Here is a 16,600-nt window from a genome sequence, read left to right as displayed (position 1 = left end):
CTCCTTTTCCTCGGTGGTGCAAACGCTCTTGTTTTTTCTATTTACTATTTACTATCTACTAGCCACTATCTACTGGCGCTATAGATCATCCAAAAACGCATCGATATCATCTTCTAATGCGGCTTCCTCTTCAGACTTTTCTACTTTTCCATCTTTCACTTTAAATTCTAAATTTTGAAAATAAGCACTTTTCACAAAAGCATAGGGATCGGAAGAAGAGTTCAGTTGTTGCTCTTGCTGTAACAAGGATGCTCGGGTTTCTAATGCTTTAATTCCTACTCGCAAAACACTGAAATATAGGTTAAGGCCGTCAAGAGGAGAGTAAGATGTATCTACCACATCTCCTACTGTACTGCGCACATCACTTGGTCCTCGAGCAGGTATCATCAAATAAGGCCCGGTATTTAGCCCCCATTTACCCAGTACTTCTCCAAATTCCTCTTCCTTAGGCTCTAAACCAATTTCACTGGCGACATCAATCAAGCCCAACAACCCCACGGTAGAGTTCAGCAGAAAACGCCCTAGACTGATAAAAGTGCCATCCAGTTTCCATTGCAACAGATTGTTAAGACTGTTGGAAGGCTCTTCAAGGTTCTCTGCCATGTTCAATAACCCAGTACGTGCTATTTGTGGCATATGGTCCACATAGGCTACAGCAGTAGGTCGTAATAGGTATTCATCTAATATTTCATAATTAAAATCCCACATCGTGCGATTTAATGACTCTAAGGGATCTTTAGGATCTGCAAACTGCTGCGATTGTTCTATAGCAGCGGGCTGAGATGCACAACCACCCAGTATCAGCAAGGCGGTTACCAAAGCTAGAACACTTGCGCTTTTCATCATAATTCCCTATCTATGGTTATCGTTTCTTGCGTCATCTCGTTCGCACTCAAAGTCACGAGCAATTCTCCTTGAAAGTCACCCGCTGACTGAGTCCCGATTCCATCAATAGAAACCCTAGCCACCAACTTAGCTTGTTGTAATTGCGACAAGGTATAATTGGGTGTCATAGCATTGTCATTAGACAACTCCACCACAACAGGGAATTCTCCAAGAGGCATTTTTACTACAGCAGCAGGCATTTTCACTTGTCCGCTACTTTCTTGAGCGAATACGAATAGAAAACCATTTCCAGGCAATTTAGCCTGCAATTCATCACTGATATTAATTGTTAACGACACTCGTGTTGTACTTAGGTTATCGGTAGATACTTTAGACTGGTTTTGAGCTACTTGCTGATTATCTTGATCTAGCTCGGTCTGTAATTGCAAAATACGTTGATTAACAGCCGCATTATTGGGATCTGAGTCCGGTATAAAAGCCACTAACCTTTGCCAATTTTCTAATGCTAATGCTTTGTCTCCTAATTCAGAGGCAGCAATAGCCAAAACCCCCATAGCATTAGTATTATCTGGTTCTAAATCCAGTATTTGCAACAGCACTTGTTTAGCCTGGAATACTTGCTGTTCTTGGCCCGTCATCAACAACGCTTGAGCATAGCTGGATAAGGTTCCAATGTTATTAGGATCATATTGTAAAGACTTTTCAAAAGCTTGAATAGCACTGTCTAGCCTATTAATGGCGCCAGATACTCGGCCTAACAACATCCACCCGGTAGCATCTTCTGGGGTGTCTACCAGTTTTGTTCTTAGTCCTAAAGCAAAGGTTTGTAAATCTTTTAAATTAAGGTTTTCATCACCTTTAATCATTCGCTGGCCAAGCTCACTGGTTTGTTGTTGCGCCATCTGCCATTGATCGATACGTTGGATCTGGTTCGAATACAGATACACACCTATACCGACTGACAAACTAACCAATGCACCAATTGCAAGGGGAATACCCACACTCGTCTCGTTGCTTTGACTCGTTTTAGTTTCATCCAACAAAGCAAGCTTTAGCTCATTTTCTGACTGTAATCTATCGGTATCACTCAACAAACCTTGCTGTTGCTCGGTATGTAATTCTGTTAGACGTTGTTTAATCAGGCTCTTATTGGTTAATGTACTAACAGTGTCATCGGGACTCTTTGTGAACCAAGGAAATAGAATAAACATGAGGAAAATAACAAAAGATAACACCGCACCTAGATAAAAAAGACTCACTCGTCACGCTCCAAAATTGCTTGTGCTTTAGCTAGTTGTTCGTCGTTAATCTCAGATGGTTGGCGTTTACGAGTCATCACTATTCCAGCCAAAGCCACTAAAATAAATAATACAGGTAATAACCATAACCAAATTGTCATAGGGTTAACTGGGGGTTGGTAATACACAAAATCACCATAACGTTGTTTCATAAAATCAATCACCTGATCCTTGTCATAATCTTTTTGCAGCAACTCATAAACCTTACGTTTTAAATCCACCGCTATCATGGCATCAGAATCTGCAATGTTTTGATTTTGACATTTAGGACAGCGCAATTCTTTAGTTAGCTCTATAAACAGAGCGGTTTTTTCGGGAGATTCAAAGTGAAATTTATCTTCTGTGGCGAGAACTAGGCTAGCAAAACTCCCAAGCACCAAAATAAGTAATGTGGCGACTAATCGATTCATTGCGCCACCAATGCATCATATATAGGTGCAAATTTGTTATTCCAAACCCGTGGATTCATATCACCAATATGATGCAAACGTATCTTGCCCTGTTGATCAATTAAATAGGTTTCCGGAGCACCGGTGACACCCAGATCCATAGACAAATCTCGTTTGACATCGAATATATTGTAGGCATAAGGATTACCTAATTGGTTGAGTTTGTCGGTGACTTCCTGCTGCACGCGAGCAACTGTCTTAATCCCAAAATCAGGATCCATATCTTGGTCGAAGTACAAACCTACAATATGTTTGCCTTCATCTTGCAACTGCTTGAGGTAAGGCAACTCTATTGCGCATGTAATACACCATACCCCCCAAACATTGAGTAAGGTCACTTTGCCAAGAAATACATCTTGTGTATAGGTCTGCTCAATATTCATCAAATCAGGCAACACAAACTCAGGCATGGGCTGTTCTAGTAAACTAGATTGATGCTCCCTTGGATTGGAAAACAATCCTTGATACAGGAATATAATTAACCCAAAAAACAGTCCCAAAGGGATTAAATATACCGCGATTTTTTTCAAGATGGTTGCTCCGTTAAGGCAGGGGCTGGTGTTGTATTAGCTTTAGGTTTTACGACAATTTTCCCCATACGATAGCGCTTATCACTAATAGACAACACCCCGCCAAACGCCATAATAAAGGCACCTAACCATATCCAGTTAATAAAAGGTTTCACATAAATGCGTAATGACCAATCACCATTTTTAAGCTGTTCGCCCAATGCTACAAATAAATCTCGTGTGAAACCTGAATCGATGCCCGCTTCCGTCATAACATTTCGTTGTACCGGATAAAAACGTTTTTCAGCAGCGAGTGACGATATTTTCTGCCCATTTTGGTAAATATCTAGATGCCCAACATCGGCCGTATAATTAGGTCCTGCAAATACTGAAACACCTTTAAAAACAAATTCATATCCTTGCAAAGTGACACCATCTCCCACAGCCATCCTTACATTGCGTTCCACACTATATGCACTGACTAATGCAATACCGATAAGGGTTACCGCAAAACCAAGGTGGCCTGATACCATACCCCAATGGCTTCGGGTCAGTTTTTTAAGGCTTTGTAAAATGGTAAATTTACCTGACTCAACTTGTGGCTGAATACGCTGCCGTATTTCCATGATAGTCGTAATAATAATCCAAAAGCTCATGACTAAGCCTAACGCTGCCATATAGCTAGATTGCTCGAAACTAGCATTCACCAAGATCCCGGCTGACACACTTAAACCAAATGCAATCAACAGTTGTTTATATAACGCTTGAGGGGATTGGCTTTTCCAGCGTGACAGCGGGCCAATACCCATAAACAGTACAAATGGCACAATAAGATAGGTAAACATTTGATTAAAAAAGGGTGCGCCGATTGAAATAGAGCCCATACCGATTTCTTTATGTACCAAGGGTAACAAGGTACCTAATAACACCACTAAGGTAGCCGCGGTTAAGAACACATTATTACCAATCAATAACACTTCTCTTGAAAACAGTTGGTATCTACCATTCCCTTTTAATTGAGGTGCCCTATAGGCATACAAAGCCAAAGAGCCGCCGATAATTATTACTAACAAGCCAAGGATAAATAATCCACGACTAGGATCACTCGCGAATGAATGTACTGAAACTAACACCCCTGAACGCACTAAGAACGTACCAAGTAAGCTTAATGAAAACGCAGATATAGCTAACAAAACGGTCCAAGACTTAAACACTTTGCGTTTTTCAGTGACGGCCAAACTATGGATCAAAGCGGTACCTACCAGCCATGGCATAAACGAGGCGTTTTCAACTGGATCCCAAAACCACCAACCGCCCCAACCCAATTCGTAGTAGGCCCACCAACTGCCAAGCGCTACGCCTACTGTTAGAAAAGACCATGCAGCCAACGTCCAAGGCCTAGACCAGCGCGCCCAAGTGGAGTCTAATTGCCCAGAAATCAGCGCAGCAAGCGCGAAGGCAAAGGCAACAGAAAAACCCACATACCCCATATACAACATAGGAGGGTGAATGATCATCCCAAAATCTTGCAACAACGGGTTTAAGTCTTTGCCATCAATAGGAAAGAAAGGTAACAGACGATCAAAAGGGTTAGAGGTAAGCAACATAAACAAATAAAAGCCAATACCTACCATACCTAAAATAGATAACACTCTGGCGACCATTCTCATGGGGATAGCCTTACTAAACAGCGCTACCGCCACGGTCCAAATAGAAAATATCAACACCCATAGTAAAAATGAACCTTCATGCCCTCCCCACACAGCCGTTATTTTATAATAGATCGGCAATGTACTGTTCGATGTGTTCGCTACGTAGGCTATGCTGAAGTCATCAGTGATAAATCCATGGGTCAGGCAACCATATGCAAAAGCGGTAAATACAAACATGCCTATTGCCAATGGTTTCGCCATGGCCATCATTTGTGAATGATTTTTATAGGCGCCCCACATGGGGAAAATAGATAATAATATGCCCGTCATCAGGGCTAGTACTAAAGCGAAATGACCTAATTCAGCTAACATAGTTATTCACTCGCTCCTGTGTTGCCATAACTGGCATTTTCTGGTTTAACGTGTTTAATGCCTTTCATTTTTTCTGCCAGTTCTGGCGGCATATATTCTTCATCATGTTTAGCCAGTACTTCATGAGCGTCAATATGATTAGTTTTAGTCAAGACACCTGTTGCCACAATACCCTGCCCTTCACGAAACAAATCAGGCAGTATGCCGTGATAACTCACAGTCACCGCGGGACCGATATCGACTAAATCAAAGCTCACAGTTAAGGTTTCTTGGTCCCGCTCAACGGTGCCGGGCACAACCATGCCACCGATGCGTAATCGCTGACCGACTTCAGGGATTTTCCCTTCTTTTCCATCAATAATTTCAGATGGCGTATAAAATAAATCGATATTTTGACTTAGAGCATACAACATCAAACCGATAGCACCGCCCACTACTAGTAAGATTGCAGACACAGCCATCAAACGTTTTTGACGCCTTGGGTTCATATTGTTTCTCCGTTAGTTTTTTGTTCAGCTGTGGCACTTTGTTCAGCTGTGGCACTTTGTTCAGCTGTGGCACTTTGTTCAGCTGTAGCACTTTGTTCAGCTGTAGCACTTTGTTCAGCTGTAGCACTTTGCTTAGCCGCAGCTTTAATTCGCCCTTGCCTTGTTTGTTCATTCAATACTTGTGTTATTAATCTTCGCTTTGAAAAAAGTGAGTCTAACCACAAAACTAACAAACTAAAGGCTGCGGAGCCAAAAGACAGCCATACGTATAGACCATAACCGCCCATATCAAAGAGACTATTGATGTCATCAAAATACATTATTTGCCTTCACTTAACGTTGAGCTTTTGTTTGCCAAAGCCACCACCCACGGGCGCCTAATTTCTCGTTGTAAAATTTCGTTTTGCATACGTAATAAAAAAATAGCACCACTGACAAGTGCCCACCCTAAAATAGACAACAATAGTGGCCATAACATTTCAGGGGGCATAGATGGTTTACCCAGTTTCATTATGGTGGCGCCTTGGTGCAATGTATTCCACCATTGTACTGAGTAATGAATAATCGGCAGATTTATCACGCCCACTATGGCCATGACCCCAGCCGCTTTGCCTGCCTGCTGTTTATCTTCAAAGGCCTTGTATAAAGAAATCACCCCAAGAAATAAAAACAATAATATCAATTGCGAGGTTAATCGAGCATCCCACTCCCACCATGTCCCCCACATAGGTTTACCCCAAGCAGCGCCAGTAATAAGTGAAACAAAGGTCACAGTTGCGCCTATGGGCGCCAAAGCTATCATTGCCATAAAAGACGTTTTAATTTGCCAGACCAAACCAATAATGGCAGCCAGTGCCATAGCGCTATATAGGCTTTTTGATAACACTGCACTGGGTACATGCACATAAATAATGCGGTAGGCTTCACTTTGTTGATAATCCGTTGGGGCAAAAGCCAATCCCCAAACAGTTGCTACTATAATCACTGCCAAACCCAGCACACTAAACCAAGGCAACAGCCTTTGGCATAAGTGATAGGTGCGTTCAGTTTTAGCGTAAGGATGTAACCACTTCCACATCAGGTTTGACTCACTCTAAGTGCATAAGCGATGGCAAATGGCGCCAAAGCTAAAGAGAAAAGGAACATAGCACCAATGATCGCCAATTGTGCACTATATTGCAGTTGCATTGAGGCCGATTCCACAGCTGATGTAGCAAAGATTAACAAAGGAATAAACACAGGTAGTAGCAATAAAGCTAGCAGCACACCACCACGATTTAACCCAACAGTTAACCCTACGGCTATAGCACCAATTAGGCTCAATAAAGGTGTACCCAATAACAAAGTTTTCAGCAATGCCCAATACATGGGTTCGCTCAAATGTAAAAACAACGCCAACAAAGGCGACAATATAATCAATGGCAAAATACTGGTTAACCAATGAGCCACAACTTTGATCAATGCCGCAGCAGGTAATGAGGTGCTAGATAACATCAACTGTTCTAATGACCCGTCTTGAAAATCATCCCGAAACAATCGCTCTAAACCTAACAGTGAAGACAATATTGCTGCAACCCAAATCACCCCAGGGCCAATAAGTTGTAACGTTTTAGGTTCAGGCCCCACAGCGAGTGGAAATAAGCTTATCACCAAAATAAAAAATAACATTGGCTGCATCAACTCAGCTCGTTGCCTATAAGCCAAGGCTAAGTCACGCTTTAAAATAGCCATCAATGCTGCCATTAAATCCGATACTCCAATGTCAGTTCGTCTGTTGGATAATCAATACGTAAAGCTTGATGGGAAGTCATCACCACAGCGCCACCACCTCTGAGAAAAGAAGTGATGTGTTTGCTTAACAACTCAATACCTTGAGTATCAAGGGCGGTAAAAGGTTCATCCAAAATCCATAATTTTGCATCTTGTTTAAACCAAAATCTTGCTAATGCCACTCTACGCTGTTGTCCAGCTGACAAATTGGAGACAGGAATATCTTCTAACCCAACCAAATTAAGCTGAGCTAAAGTATAAAATATTGTATCAACGGAAATAACCACCTGATGCTGCTTGCACCAATACTGCAAGTTTTCCACCGCACTTAATGTTAAGTTAATGCCCAACTTGTGACCAAAATACACTAAATGTTGGTGATAATGTTCGCGGCAATCTTTGATATTTTGTAGGGTGAAATACACTTCGCCACAATCAGCTGCAACTAAACCAGCCAGTACCCTAAGCATACTGGTTTTACCGGCCCCATTTTGCCCTTTGACGTACAGTAAACTTCCTTGCTTAACGGCAAAGTTTACGTTTTTAAACAATAATCTATCTCTTTTGACTACAGATAAATTAGTTACAGAAAGTACCGCCAAAGGTATCCTCGTTTTTTCCATAAAGAGTGAAACAAAAAAAAGTGCGACAAAGAAAGCAACAAATTGGTTTATAATAATATCATAGGGTTAGGCCATGACCTACTAGCTAAAACAAATAGTGAGTGCCAATTAGTAACAAAATAATCAGAAAAATAGACAACAGAAATAGAAAACAATTTAAAAGATAAATAAGCAGATTAGTCAATATACGCTAGTTGCGGGTAAACTAAGATTTAACTCATACTTCTGAATATCAGCCGATAACGTTTATATGCCTGACATTTCTCAATCTTCCCAAGCAACCCTATCTCAGGCACTCACTCAACTGAGTCAATTAACCCCTACATCTGACGTAGCGAGGCAAGGTGTTGAGGTATTGGTAAAACACCTTGCAGGTAATGTTTTAAGTTTAAGTAAAAGCACTGTTTTGTTGAATAAAGTTGTTTTGTTAAACAATCCACAGATAAAAGGCAATTTAGCAGAGGGGCAAACCCACCAAGTTAAATTGTCCACAGGCAATAATCCTTCGCTTGATTTTTTTTCTCAGGCAAGTGCCAAATCAACCATTGTCATTTCACTTACTGAGCAACAACTGCAAAGTTTACTCAGGTTACCTGCAAAACAAATCATGTCTAATAACCTACTGGCTAATTCAGACCTAACCACTAAACTGCCTCTGATTAATGCAAGCGTATTATCCATATTGCCCAAAGAACAATCCAGTACCCAAATCCCCGCCGAGTTACTTAAACTACAGGTTACAACCAGCCCAAAAGAGTTAAAAAGTATAAGTGTCACTCATCAGCAAAACATCCTTAGGATTAATCTGACTGACCTGCGTCAACCACTCGAAGTTGCATTGCCTACCAAAACATTAAATCAGTTTGCTGTGGGTGACAAAATCAGCCTTGCCATCACTCCCAAAGGTAATAATTGGCAACTCACTATCACACCCAATAAAACGGATGCATCTAATCAGAATACCGGCGGAGATAGGGTGCAGTTAAAAAGCCAGCCAGCCACTTCTGTTTTACCCATACCCGAGATTAAAATCGCTAAAGATCAACAAAGTATACTCTCACCTATACTCGCCACACCTCTAATTAAAGCCAGCTTGCAACAAGTTAACTTGGCTAAACCGCTGACTTTTGAACTGCCTATTAAGCCGGTTTTACAGCAACTAAGTAAAATCAATAATCAACAAAACCAAGAACTGATACAAAAACTACAGTCATTACCCATAGATAAGCTAACACTGCAAATAAAACCCCATGGTGAAATTAATTTGTTGCTACAAAATACTCAGCCTGTGGCTAACATCCCTATCACTAAGGAGATTGCACAGGCATTAGTACCACTCAAATTACCGAATCAACAAGCCGTCATTAAACAACTAAATCTACCCAGTGATACTAACAAACAGTTCCAAGCAACTTCTCAAGCGCCGCGCCCAGAGCTAAACCTAAATAACCAAAGGTTAGGCACAGAGGGATGGCAGAATACGACCACTGCTAATAAGTTGCCTCCTATTGCGCCACCTGTGGATTCCAATACCTTTCAAACATTCAGATTAAACATGAAAGAGGCAGCGGCGAATTTATTAGCTGCAGTACAACAAAACCCTGTGGCACAAAGTATTATCAACCCAAGCCTACTTGCCAACAAACCAGAACAAATAAATCTAGTACAAAGTTTACTGCGTATCGTTCAGGCCAAAGCAGAAGCACCAGCCATCACCCTGCAATCAATAGAAAAAGCCTTAGTGGATGTCGAGTTTTTTAAGGGGGCAACCGAGCAGTCAAGCAAACAATTAGTCGAACAAGTATTACAACAAATTAAACAAGCACTGCCCCAAGGAAAAGAACAAGACGCTAATCAAATAAGACAATTACTCACCGCCCCAGCACTTAATTTGTCAGCGTTACAAATGATTAACCCCGCATCAAACCAAGGGTTTATGAGTGGTTTGATCACCCTATTACAAATGTCTCTCAGTGCAAGGCTGGCACGTAACCAATCGAGTCGTGCTGAACATATTACGGCAACAGTCAATGATGTGTTGGGCGTCACCAGTAAGGTCAAAACAGGTGTCAGCCCTAAAGCCATGATCGAGATGTCACAATTGGAACAAAAACACCAATTAATGAAAGAGATTGGTCGTTTGTTATCTGGTCATCAGACAAACAAACTTAGCAATGCAGAACAGATGATCCAAGGTCAAGAAACCTTCTACTACAATTTGCCTTCAGCTTTAGGAGGCACGATTAAAGACGTTGAATTGTTAATTAAACGGGAAGAACACAATAAAGAACATGATTCAGACGATGAGCAAAGTAATAAAACATGGCAACTTACTATGAAGTTAGCCGTTGGCGAGTTGGGAGAGTTATTAACAAAAGCTAAACTAAGAGCTGACACCTTAGAAATAAATTTTTATGCTTCCAATGAAACGGTGAAAATTCAAGTGATGAATTTCCTACCATTACTACGCAGAAAACTTGACTCCCTTGGCATTGAAGTGAGTAAAAGCCAGTGCCAGTTAGGTAAAATCCCAGATACTCTGCAACAACGTCCTTACCATATGTTCCAGGCTAAAGCTTAGGAGGCTTAGACATCAATGACCGATAAAACATCAAAAAAGCCCAGCCAGAAAAGCGCCGTTGCCATTAAATATGATCAGAGTAGTCAAGATGCTGGGATTAACGATGGCGAGTCATCCGCAGGGGCACCTACCATTATAGCGAAAGGCTTTGGCGACTTGGCCCAGGAAATAATTACACTTGCAAGACAAAACGGAGTCTTGGTCCATGAAGATCCGTACCTTAGTGACTTTTTAGCCACCTTAGACTTAGGCCAAGAAATCCCAGATCAGCTTTATCACGTAATAGCAGAACTCATATCGTTCTCCTATGTACTGCAAGGTAAGTTTCCTGATAGCTGGGCAAAAATGCATAATAAAGTGTCGAAAAAGGTGTAAGTGGGATCCCTTATGTTTTTTGATTTAAGGTACTTATCTGATACTCAAAACTGTAAAAACGAGTTAAAAAGCCACTCAGTTTAAAAAACAACCCACTATTCTATGTAAAACATAAAAATGTAATAAGATATCAACACCTTCAAAGAATGTGTTTAATCATTATTTAGAAAAACAGCCCTAAACTATCGCCAACCCTACTATTTCTATTGAGAAGAGCGCACAATCAGAAGAGCTCGAGTGTTCGCAGTGTTTTAATTAAACAATAGAATAAGTTCAGTTATGAGCCAATCAGCCGAAAACGTTATTAGTCAGTGTATTACACAGTGCTTAAATGAGAAGTTATGTTATGTATTCTCATGAGCTATAAAAGGTACCTAGCACCTTTATTATTTATTAAATATGTGGAGCCTCAATTCATGTTGGTCAGTAAAAGCAGATATGTTGAATTAGAACAAAAATTAGCTCATATAGATGCAGAAAAGAATCGCTATAAAACTGAGAATGAAGACCTCATAGCTGAATTAAGCCAGGTAAAGGCGGCTTCAGTTATCCAAGAAGAAATGAGTTTTGATAAACAGATTTGGCCCAACTTACTTGATTGTATTGGACAAGTGGCAAGCATAAGAGAGTCTGTTCTGTCTTCCTATGAAGTTATCCATGACGAAGCCCAAACTATTGATGAGCTGAACCATGTGTTAGAGAGCGGTCAAAAATCCATAACAAATATTGCTGGCGGTATGGAGCAAATAACCGAAAAAATGCAAAATATGTCACAAAGCATGGCTAACTTAGAAGCCATTGCCGACAGCATTAATTCATTTGTAGTGACCATATCTAAAATATCGGATCAAACAAACTTGTTAGCACTTAATGCGGCAATTGAAGCAGCGAGGGCTGGAGATGCCGGTCGTGGGTTTTCTGTCGTAGCCGATGAAGTGAGAAGTTTGGCAAGTAATACCAGTAAATCTGCAGAAGAAGTGGGTGGGCTCATTGCCAGAATTAAACAAGACACCGAGTCAGGCGTTAAATTTGCGACAGCACTTGAAGAGTCAAACGTTGAGCTATCTAATACCATTGCTGGCTTAAATGAGAGTTACAGCGGCATTAACAGCACAGTCGGCGCAATGAAATCATCCATTGTCGAGGTGACAGATAGAAGTTTTATTCAGACGGTGAAGTTAGATCATATTGTTTTCAAAGGCGAAGTTTATGAAGTGGCGCTAGGGCGTTCTCAAAAATCTGTAGATTCATTCATAGATCATAAACAATGTAGGTTAGGACAATGGTATAGCAGTGATCAATCACGCAAGTACCAAAAAAACTCGTCTTTTAAAGCCATCGAAAGACCTCACGCTGAAGTACACCAGAGTGGCATTACTGCTTTAAAACAATTACAAAGTGGTGATATCAAACAAAGCTTATTATCTTTTGAACAAATGGAACAAGCCAGTATGCAGCTCATTAATATTTTAGATGACTTAGCGAACTAAGGTTAATTTGTAGTAGTTCCCAGTTGACTTAATCATCACCTATTTTTGAAAAAACATAAAAAAACCCCGCTAAATAGCGAGGTTTTTCGTTTTAATACTCAGATTACAAATCGTCTTCTTTTATCTCAGTTTCATCAATCTCTTGGGTAATCCTGCCATTTTTTAACGTTCTTCTCGCCAATGAACTACAACATCTCTTCATCACGAAGTAGTTTGAATATTTCTTGGGCTGACTCCTTGCTATCGTAAATCACCTTACCAGAGCCCCCTTGAATTTTTGCTGTGGCCGCTTTAAAACGGTCGGCTGCGGTTTTAGCCTTAACAATTTTGAGTCTTTTAGGACGCATTTGAGCACTGTTAACTTGCCAATGACGTTGTCCAACATCATCAATACTCTGATTGAAGTCTTTAACAACCAACTGTCCCCGCATAGCGCAGCCATAGGCACTTTGTCTTGGAGCGGGTGCCGCCATATCAACACTAGCGACAAATGGCAGGCTTACTTTTATTTTCCGACGTTGCCCTCGAGGCAAAGCCTGTAAAACTTCAGCCAGTCCAGTCAGCATATCAATGGATACAATATCTGTAATTGAAGTGACGATTGGGATATTTAATTGCTCAGCCAATAGATAAGGGATCATGCCCGACGATTCGCCGTTTTCAGCACGGCCCCCTGTTAAAATGATATCAGGACAATTTGCTTTAAAATTTTCTAGCAAAGTGTTGCTAATATCGGCTTGTGGAGGCACGTCTAATACCTGTATTTGGCCTAAACCCATACCTAGGTAATCTTTTAATACACTGACTGTCGCGGGGCTTTTCGCCTGACCGATATATAATACTTGTAAATTATCAGCTACTAATTTTAGACCCAGCTCTAAGGCTCTAGCATCCTGTTCAGCACGACGTGGCCGTCCAGACAATGGGTGCTCGCCGATAGAAACAAGTGTTACAATGTTCAGACTTGGATCAAATATCATATTGTATTTATCCATGATTGATAACAACATGGTTAACTGGTTTTTCCGCTGCGTGCTGGCGCACTACATTAAGCAACTCACCGAGTATTTCGCTACTGTCTCCAATAGCACTTAAATCAGCGCGTTTCACCATATCGCAGCTATCATTATTATTAATTGCCACTACTTTGTCGCATTGAGCAATTCCCTGCATGTGCTGAATAGCACCTGAAATACCGACAGCGATATATACTCTAGCGGTTACCCAGGTACCTGATGCTCCAACCTGACGATCTCTTGGCATAAACCCATCGTCCACTGCAACACGACTTGCCCCCTCTGTTGCTCCCAATATTTTCGCTGCCAAGTGAAATTCAGGCCAATCTTTTACGCCATTTCCACCCGACAATATAAAGCCAGCCTCAGCCAAGTTAATCGCATTTGGGTCAACACTCATATTACCTAAATCAAGAATACGTTGCTTGACGGTCACAGATGAAACAACGGGCATCAACAAACTTTGATGGCGTGTTTCGCTGACAGGCTCACTACACTCTTCAAGTACTAACAATATTTTGGCCATAGGGCGAGTAATGTCAGTTTTACCTGCACCACCACGGCATACCAATTGTTCACCATTGACTTTCCACACGCCGCACGCCGGTCGCTGGTCTAGTTTAGCCGCTAAACGACGACCTAAGTCTCCACCACCGTTGATACTGTCTGGCAACAGAATGTGTTTAGGTTGCAATTCATTGACTATGTTGCATAGGTCAGCACAACGTTGTTCCGGGTTGTAGCTCTGGTATGCAGAAGTGTCGAAGTGGATCAACCGATCAATACCCGCGGTATCCAGCTTGTCTTCTTTCACCTCTCCAAATAAGACGGCAACTACTGCACCTTTGGCGTTGTTGCTATTAGCCATATGATGCGCCAAACCTAAGGTATCCCTGTCATGATTGTTTAATCGAGCAGACACCAAATCCACGACCACCAATATGTAAAAATCTGGCTTATCTATTTGATGCAGTGGTAAAACAATCTCAACGGCTGTGGTCGCTTTACGCCCTGATAAACCACCCTTTGAATCACCTGAACGGTCAATGCGTTTAACGCCATTAGCACCAATAAAGCCAATATTGTGCAGGTTTTTGCGTAGCAATCCACTGGGGCCGCGCTCAGGCTCCCCTATGTTTGCGACATGTAAAGGATGTAATCTATTGCGGGCTATCCACTGTGTCCTTGGATCACGACGGAAAATATCGCTCATTAGACAACCTCCTCACACAATGCATCTAGCATCAATTCAGCAATGTCTTTAACTTGAGGACGCGGTTCAACCACACCTTCTAACATCTGACTACATCCAGGACAGGCGACTGCGACAATTTCCGCCCCAGTGGAATTGGCGTCATCCATTCGCATATCCGGGATCCGTTGTTTACCCGGGATATCCGTCACTGCAGCACCGCCGCCGCCGCCACAACAACGGGATTTGGATTTACTGCGCTCCATCTCTTTAACATTAATGCCCATCGCTTCGAGTAAATAGCGCGGCGCATCGTATTCCCCGTTGTATCGACCTAAATAACAAGGATCATGGTAGGTAAGAGAAATGGCATTATTCGTATTAAGTTTAATTTTCCCATTTTTAACCAGGTCAGCAAAAAAGCCAGTATGGTGATAAACATCGTAGTGGCCGCCAAAATCGGCGTATTCATTCTTAAGGCAATGAAAAGCATGAGGATCGGCGGTCACTATATGCTTAAACTCAAACTGGCTCATCGTGGCAATATTGGTTTTCGCCAAACGTTGAAAGGTTGCTTCGTCACCTAAACGTCGGGCTAAATCGCCGCTGTCGCATTCACAGTCACCCAACACCGCAAAGTCAACTTTAGCGGCTCTTAACAAAGTGATCATAGCGCGCAATGTGCGCTGATTGCGCATATCAAACGCCGCATCACCAATCCACAACAACACGTCGGCGCGATCTACATCGCTGCCAAACACGGCTAAATTTTGGTCTGCTGCCCAATTCATTCTACTACTAGGCGCATGGCCGTTAGGATTGTCAGTGGTATTCAAATTGTCTAATACTTCAGCCCCTTTGCCGGGTGTTTTTCCCTTTTCCATGGTTTCAAAACGGCGCATGTCAACTATGGCATCAACATGTTCAATCATCATTGGACATTCTTGTACACAAGCTCGGCAAGTAGTACATGACCATAGGGTATTGGCTTCTAATAGCACATCAACAATGGGGATAACAGCCCCACCCTTGTGGCTACCGAGCTCAACGCCAGGGTATGCGCTGCCGGCAAATTTGGCAGTATTACCACCAGCCATGCCGACAACCATGTCCTGGATGATTTTTTTCGGATTTAGCGGTTGCCCCGCCGCGAATGCAGGACACGCTTTTTCGCAGCGGCCACATTCAACACATGCATCAAAGCTTAATAACTGACTCCATTTAAAATCTTCTGGTTTTTCTACGCCTAATTTGTCTTTTTCCAGGTCAATACTGATCAAGCCCGTTGAACGGCCGCCACCAAAACGATCCTGACGACGGTGTAAACCCAAATGCAGTGCCCCCGCAAAAGCGTGTTTCATTGGCCCGCCCCAGGTCAGACCAAAAAACATTTCGCCCACCCCCCAGATGATCCCAACAACTAATAAAATGGCGAGTAACCAACTCCCTGAATCGATTGGTAACAAGCCAGAAGCAGGTAGAGTTAACACAAAAAAACTTGAGGAAAAAATCAGCAAACTATAAGGCAGTCGCGACCAAGGACCGAGTGATAGGTTAGGCGGCGGATTGATACGGCGCATTAAAACAAAAACTGCACCAACAAACATTAAGCCACTCGATGCTAAGAGTGCATAATTTAGGATATTTGTAGCAACATCAAACAGGTAAATTAAAATAACCAATAGGGCGGTTAGTACAAAGCCACCTGCGGTCGCCACATGGGTATTGGATATATATTTATCACTGGCTACCACATGATGCAGATCCACCAAATAACGCTGCGGGATGGAAAATAATCCTGCCCAGTGAATGGTCGACTCCTGCCCCTGGCGCCATAACAATATTCTGCGCAGCGCGCCTATGACAGCAAGCACTAAGCCAAGCAGTATTAATATGGGCAACAGTTGCGGTAAAAACTCAGCAAAAGACATGACAATAC

Annotated in this window: 16 protein-coding genes; 3 read left to right on the top strand and 13 right to left on the bottom strand. The window is 42.0% G+C overall.

What is annotated here, in order from left to right:
* Positions 1-78: 78 nt before the first annotated feature.
* The 10 genes from CXF95_RS13775 to ccmA are packed head-to-tail and all read right to left on the bottom strand — an operon-like array spanning position 79 to position 7,986.
* The gene (locus CXF95_RS13775) at positions 79-843 is read right to left on the bottom strand and encodes a VacJ family lipoprotein (RefSeq protein WP_101199209.1); all 765 of its coding nucleotides are present in this window, start codon (positions 841-843) and stop codon (positions 79-81) included.
* On the bottom strand, positions 843-2,105 hold the full coding sequence (gene ccmI, locus CXF95_RS13770) for a c-type cytochrome biogenesis protein CcmI (protein ID WP_101199208.1): 1,263 nt from the start codon (positions 2,103-2,105) through the stop codon (positions 843-845). Before ccmI ends, CXF95_RS13775 begins: the two co-directional genes overlap by 1 nt.
* Positions 2,102-2,554, bottom strand: a complete 453-nt coding sequence (locus tag CXF95_RS13765) for a cytochrome c-type biogenesis protein (protein ID WP_101199207.1) — start codon at positions 2,552-2,554, stop codon at positions 2,102-2,104. The genes ccmI and CXF95_RS13765 overlap by 4 nt, the downstream gene beginning before the upstream one ends.
* Positions 2,551-3,123 (bottom strand): redoxin family protein, encoded by a 573-nt coding sequence (locus CXF95_RS13760; protein WP_101199206.1) that lies wholly within the window; start codon positions 3,121-3,123, stop codon positions 2,551-2,553. The genes CXF95_RS13765 and CXF95_RS13760 overlap by 4 nt, the downstream gene beginning before the upstream one ends.
* Positions 3,120-5,126 (bottom strand): heme lyase CcmF/NrfE family subunit, encoded by a 2,007-nt coding sequence (locus CXF95_RS13755; RefSeq protein WP_101199205.1) that lies wholly within the window; start codon positions 5,124-5,126, stop codon positions 3,120-3,122. The genes CXF95_RS13760 and CXF95_RS13755 overlap by 4 nt, the downstream gene beginning before the upstream one ends.
* Before the next feature lie 2 nt (positions 5,127-5,128).
* Complete coding sequence (gene ccmE, locus CXF95_RS13750; protein ID WP_101199204.1) at positions 5,129-5,614, bottom strand: cytochrome c maturation protein CcmE; 486 nt, start codon at positions 5,612-5,614, stop codon at positions 5,129-5,131.
* Positions 5,611-5,934 (bottom strand): heme exporter protein CcmD, encoded by a 324-nt coding sequence (gene ccmD / locus CXF95_RS13745; RefSeq protein WP_101199203.1) that lies wholly within the window; start codon positions 5,932-5,934, stop codon positions 5,611-5,613. Before ccmD ends, ccmE begins: the two co-directional genes overlap by 4 nt.
* Positions 5,934-6,692 (bottom strand): heme ABC transporter permease, encoded by a 759-nt coding sequence (locus CXF95_RS13740; RefSeq protein WP_101199202.1) that lies wholly within the window; start codon positions 6,690-6,692, stop codon positions 5,934-5,936. Before CXF95_RS13740 ends, ccmD begins: the two co-directional genes overlap by 1 nt.
* The gene (gene ccmB / locus CXF95_RS13735) at positions 6,692-7,357 is read right to left on the bottom strand and encodes a heme exporter protein CcmB (protein WP_101199201.1); all 666 of its coding nucleotides are present in this window, start codon (positions 7,355-7,357) and stop codon (positions 6,692-6,694) included. Before ccmB ends, CXF95_RS13740 begins: the two co-directional genes overlap by 1 nt.
* Positions 7,357-7,986, bottom strand: a complete 630-nt coding sequence (ccmA, locus tag CXF95_RS13730; protein WP_101199200.1) for a cytochrome c biogenesis heme-transporting ATPase CcmA — start codon at positions 7,984-7,986, stop codon at positions 7,357-7,359. The genes ccmB and ccmA overlap by 1 nt, the downstream gene beginning before the upstream one ends.
* Before the next feature lie 271 nt (positions 7,987-8,257).
* Between ccmA and CXF95_RS13725 the strand changes: the two genes are divergently transcribed.
* From CXF95_RS13725 to CXF95_RS31265, 3 genes are all read left to right on the top strand, one after another.
* Complete coding sequence (locus CXF95_RS13725; RefSeq protein WP_101199199.1) at positions 8,258-10,588, top strand: flagellar hook-length control protein FliK; 2,331 nt, start codon at positions 8,258-8,260, stop codon at positions 10,586-10,588.
* Positions 10,589-10,603: 15 nt separating this feature from the next.
* Positions 10,604-10,963 (top strand): EscU/YscU/HrcU family type III secretion system export apparatus switch protein, encoded by a 360-nt coding sequence (locus CXF95_RS13720; RefSeq protein WP_101199198.1) that lies wholly within the window; start codon positions 10,604-10,606, stop codon positions 10,961-10,963.
* Positions 10,964-11,379: 416 nt separating this feature from the next.
* On the top strand, positions 11,380-12,453 hold the full coding sequence (locus tag CXF95_RS31265; protein WP_101199309.1) for a methyl-accepting chemotaxis protein: 1,074 nt from the start codon (positions 11,380-11,382) through the stop codon (positions 12,451-12,453).
* 185 nt (positions 12,454-12,638) lie between these two features.
* On the opposite strand, the gene CXF95_RS13710 is transcribed toward CXF95_RS31265, so the two are convergent.
* The 3 genes from CXF95_RS13710 to CXF95_RS13700 are packed head-to-tail and all read right to left on the bottom strand — an operon-like array spanning position 12,639 to position 16,592.
* Complete coding sequence (locus tag CXF95_RS13710) at positions 12,639-13,448, bottom strand: electron transfer flavoprotein subunit beta (RefSeq protein WP_101199308.1); 810 nt, start codon at positions 13,446-13,448, stop codon at positions 12,639-12,641.
* Positions 13,441-14,682, bottom strand: a complete 1,242-nt coding sequence (locus CXF95_RS13705; protein WP_101199197.1) for an electron transfer flavoprotein subunit alpha/FixB family protein — start codon at positions 14,680-14,682, stop codon at positions 13,441-13,443. The genes CXF95_RS13710 and CXF95_RS13705 overlap by 8 nt, the downstream gene beginning before the upstream one ends.
* Positions 14,682-16,592, bottom strand: a complete 1,911-nt coding sequence (locus CXF95_RS13700; RefSeq protein WP_101199196.1) for a (Fe-S)-binding protein — start codon at positions 16,590-16,592, stop codon at positions 14,682-14,684. Before CXF95_RS13700 ends, CXF95_RS13705 begins: the two co-directional genes overlap by 1 nt.
* Positions 16,593-16,600 lie beyond the last annotated feature (8 nt).

This window comes from Paraglaciecola sp. MB-3u-78, from assembly GCF_002835935.1.
In the GTDB taxonomy this organism is placed as follows: Bacteria; Pseudomonadota; Gammaproteobacteria; order Enterobacterales; family Alteromonadaceae; genus Paraglaciecola.
This window is presented reverse-complemented; position numbering and strand designations above follow the sequence as displayed.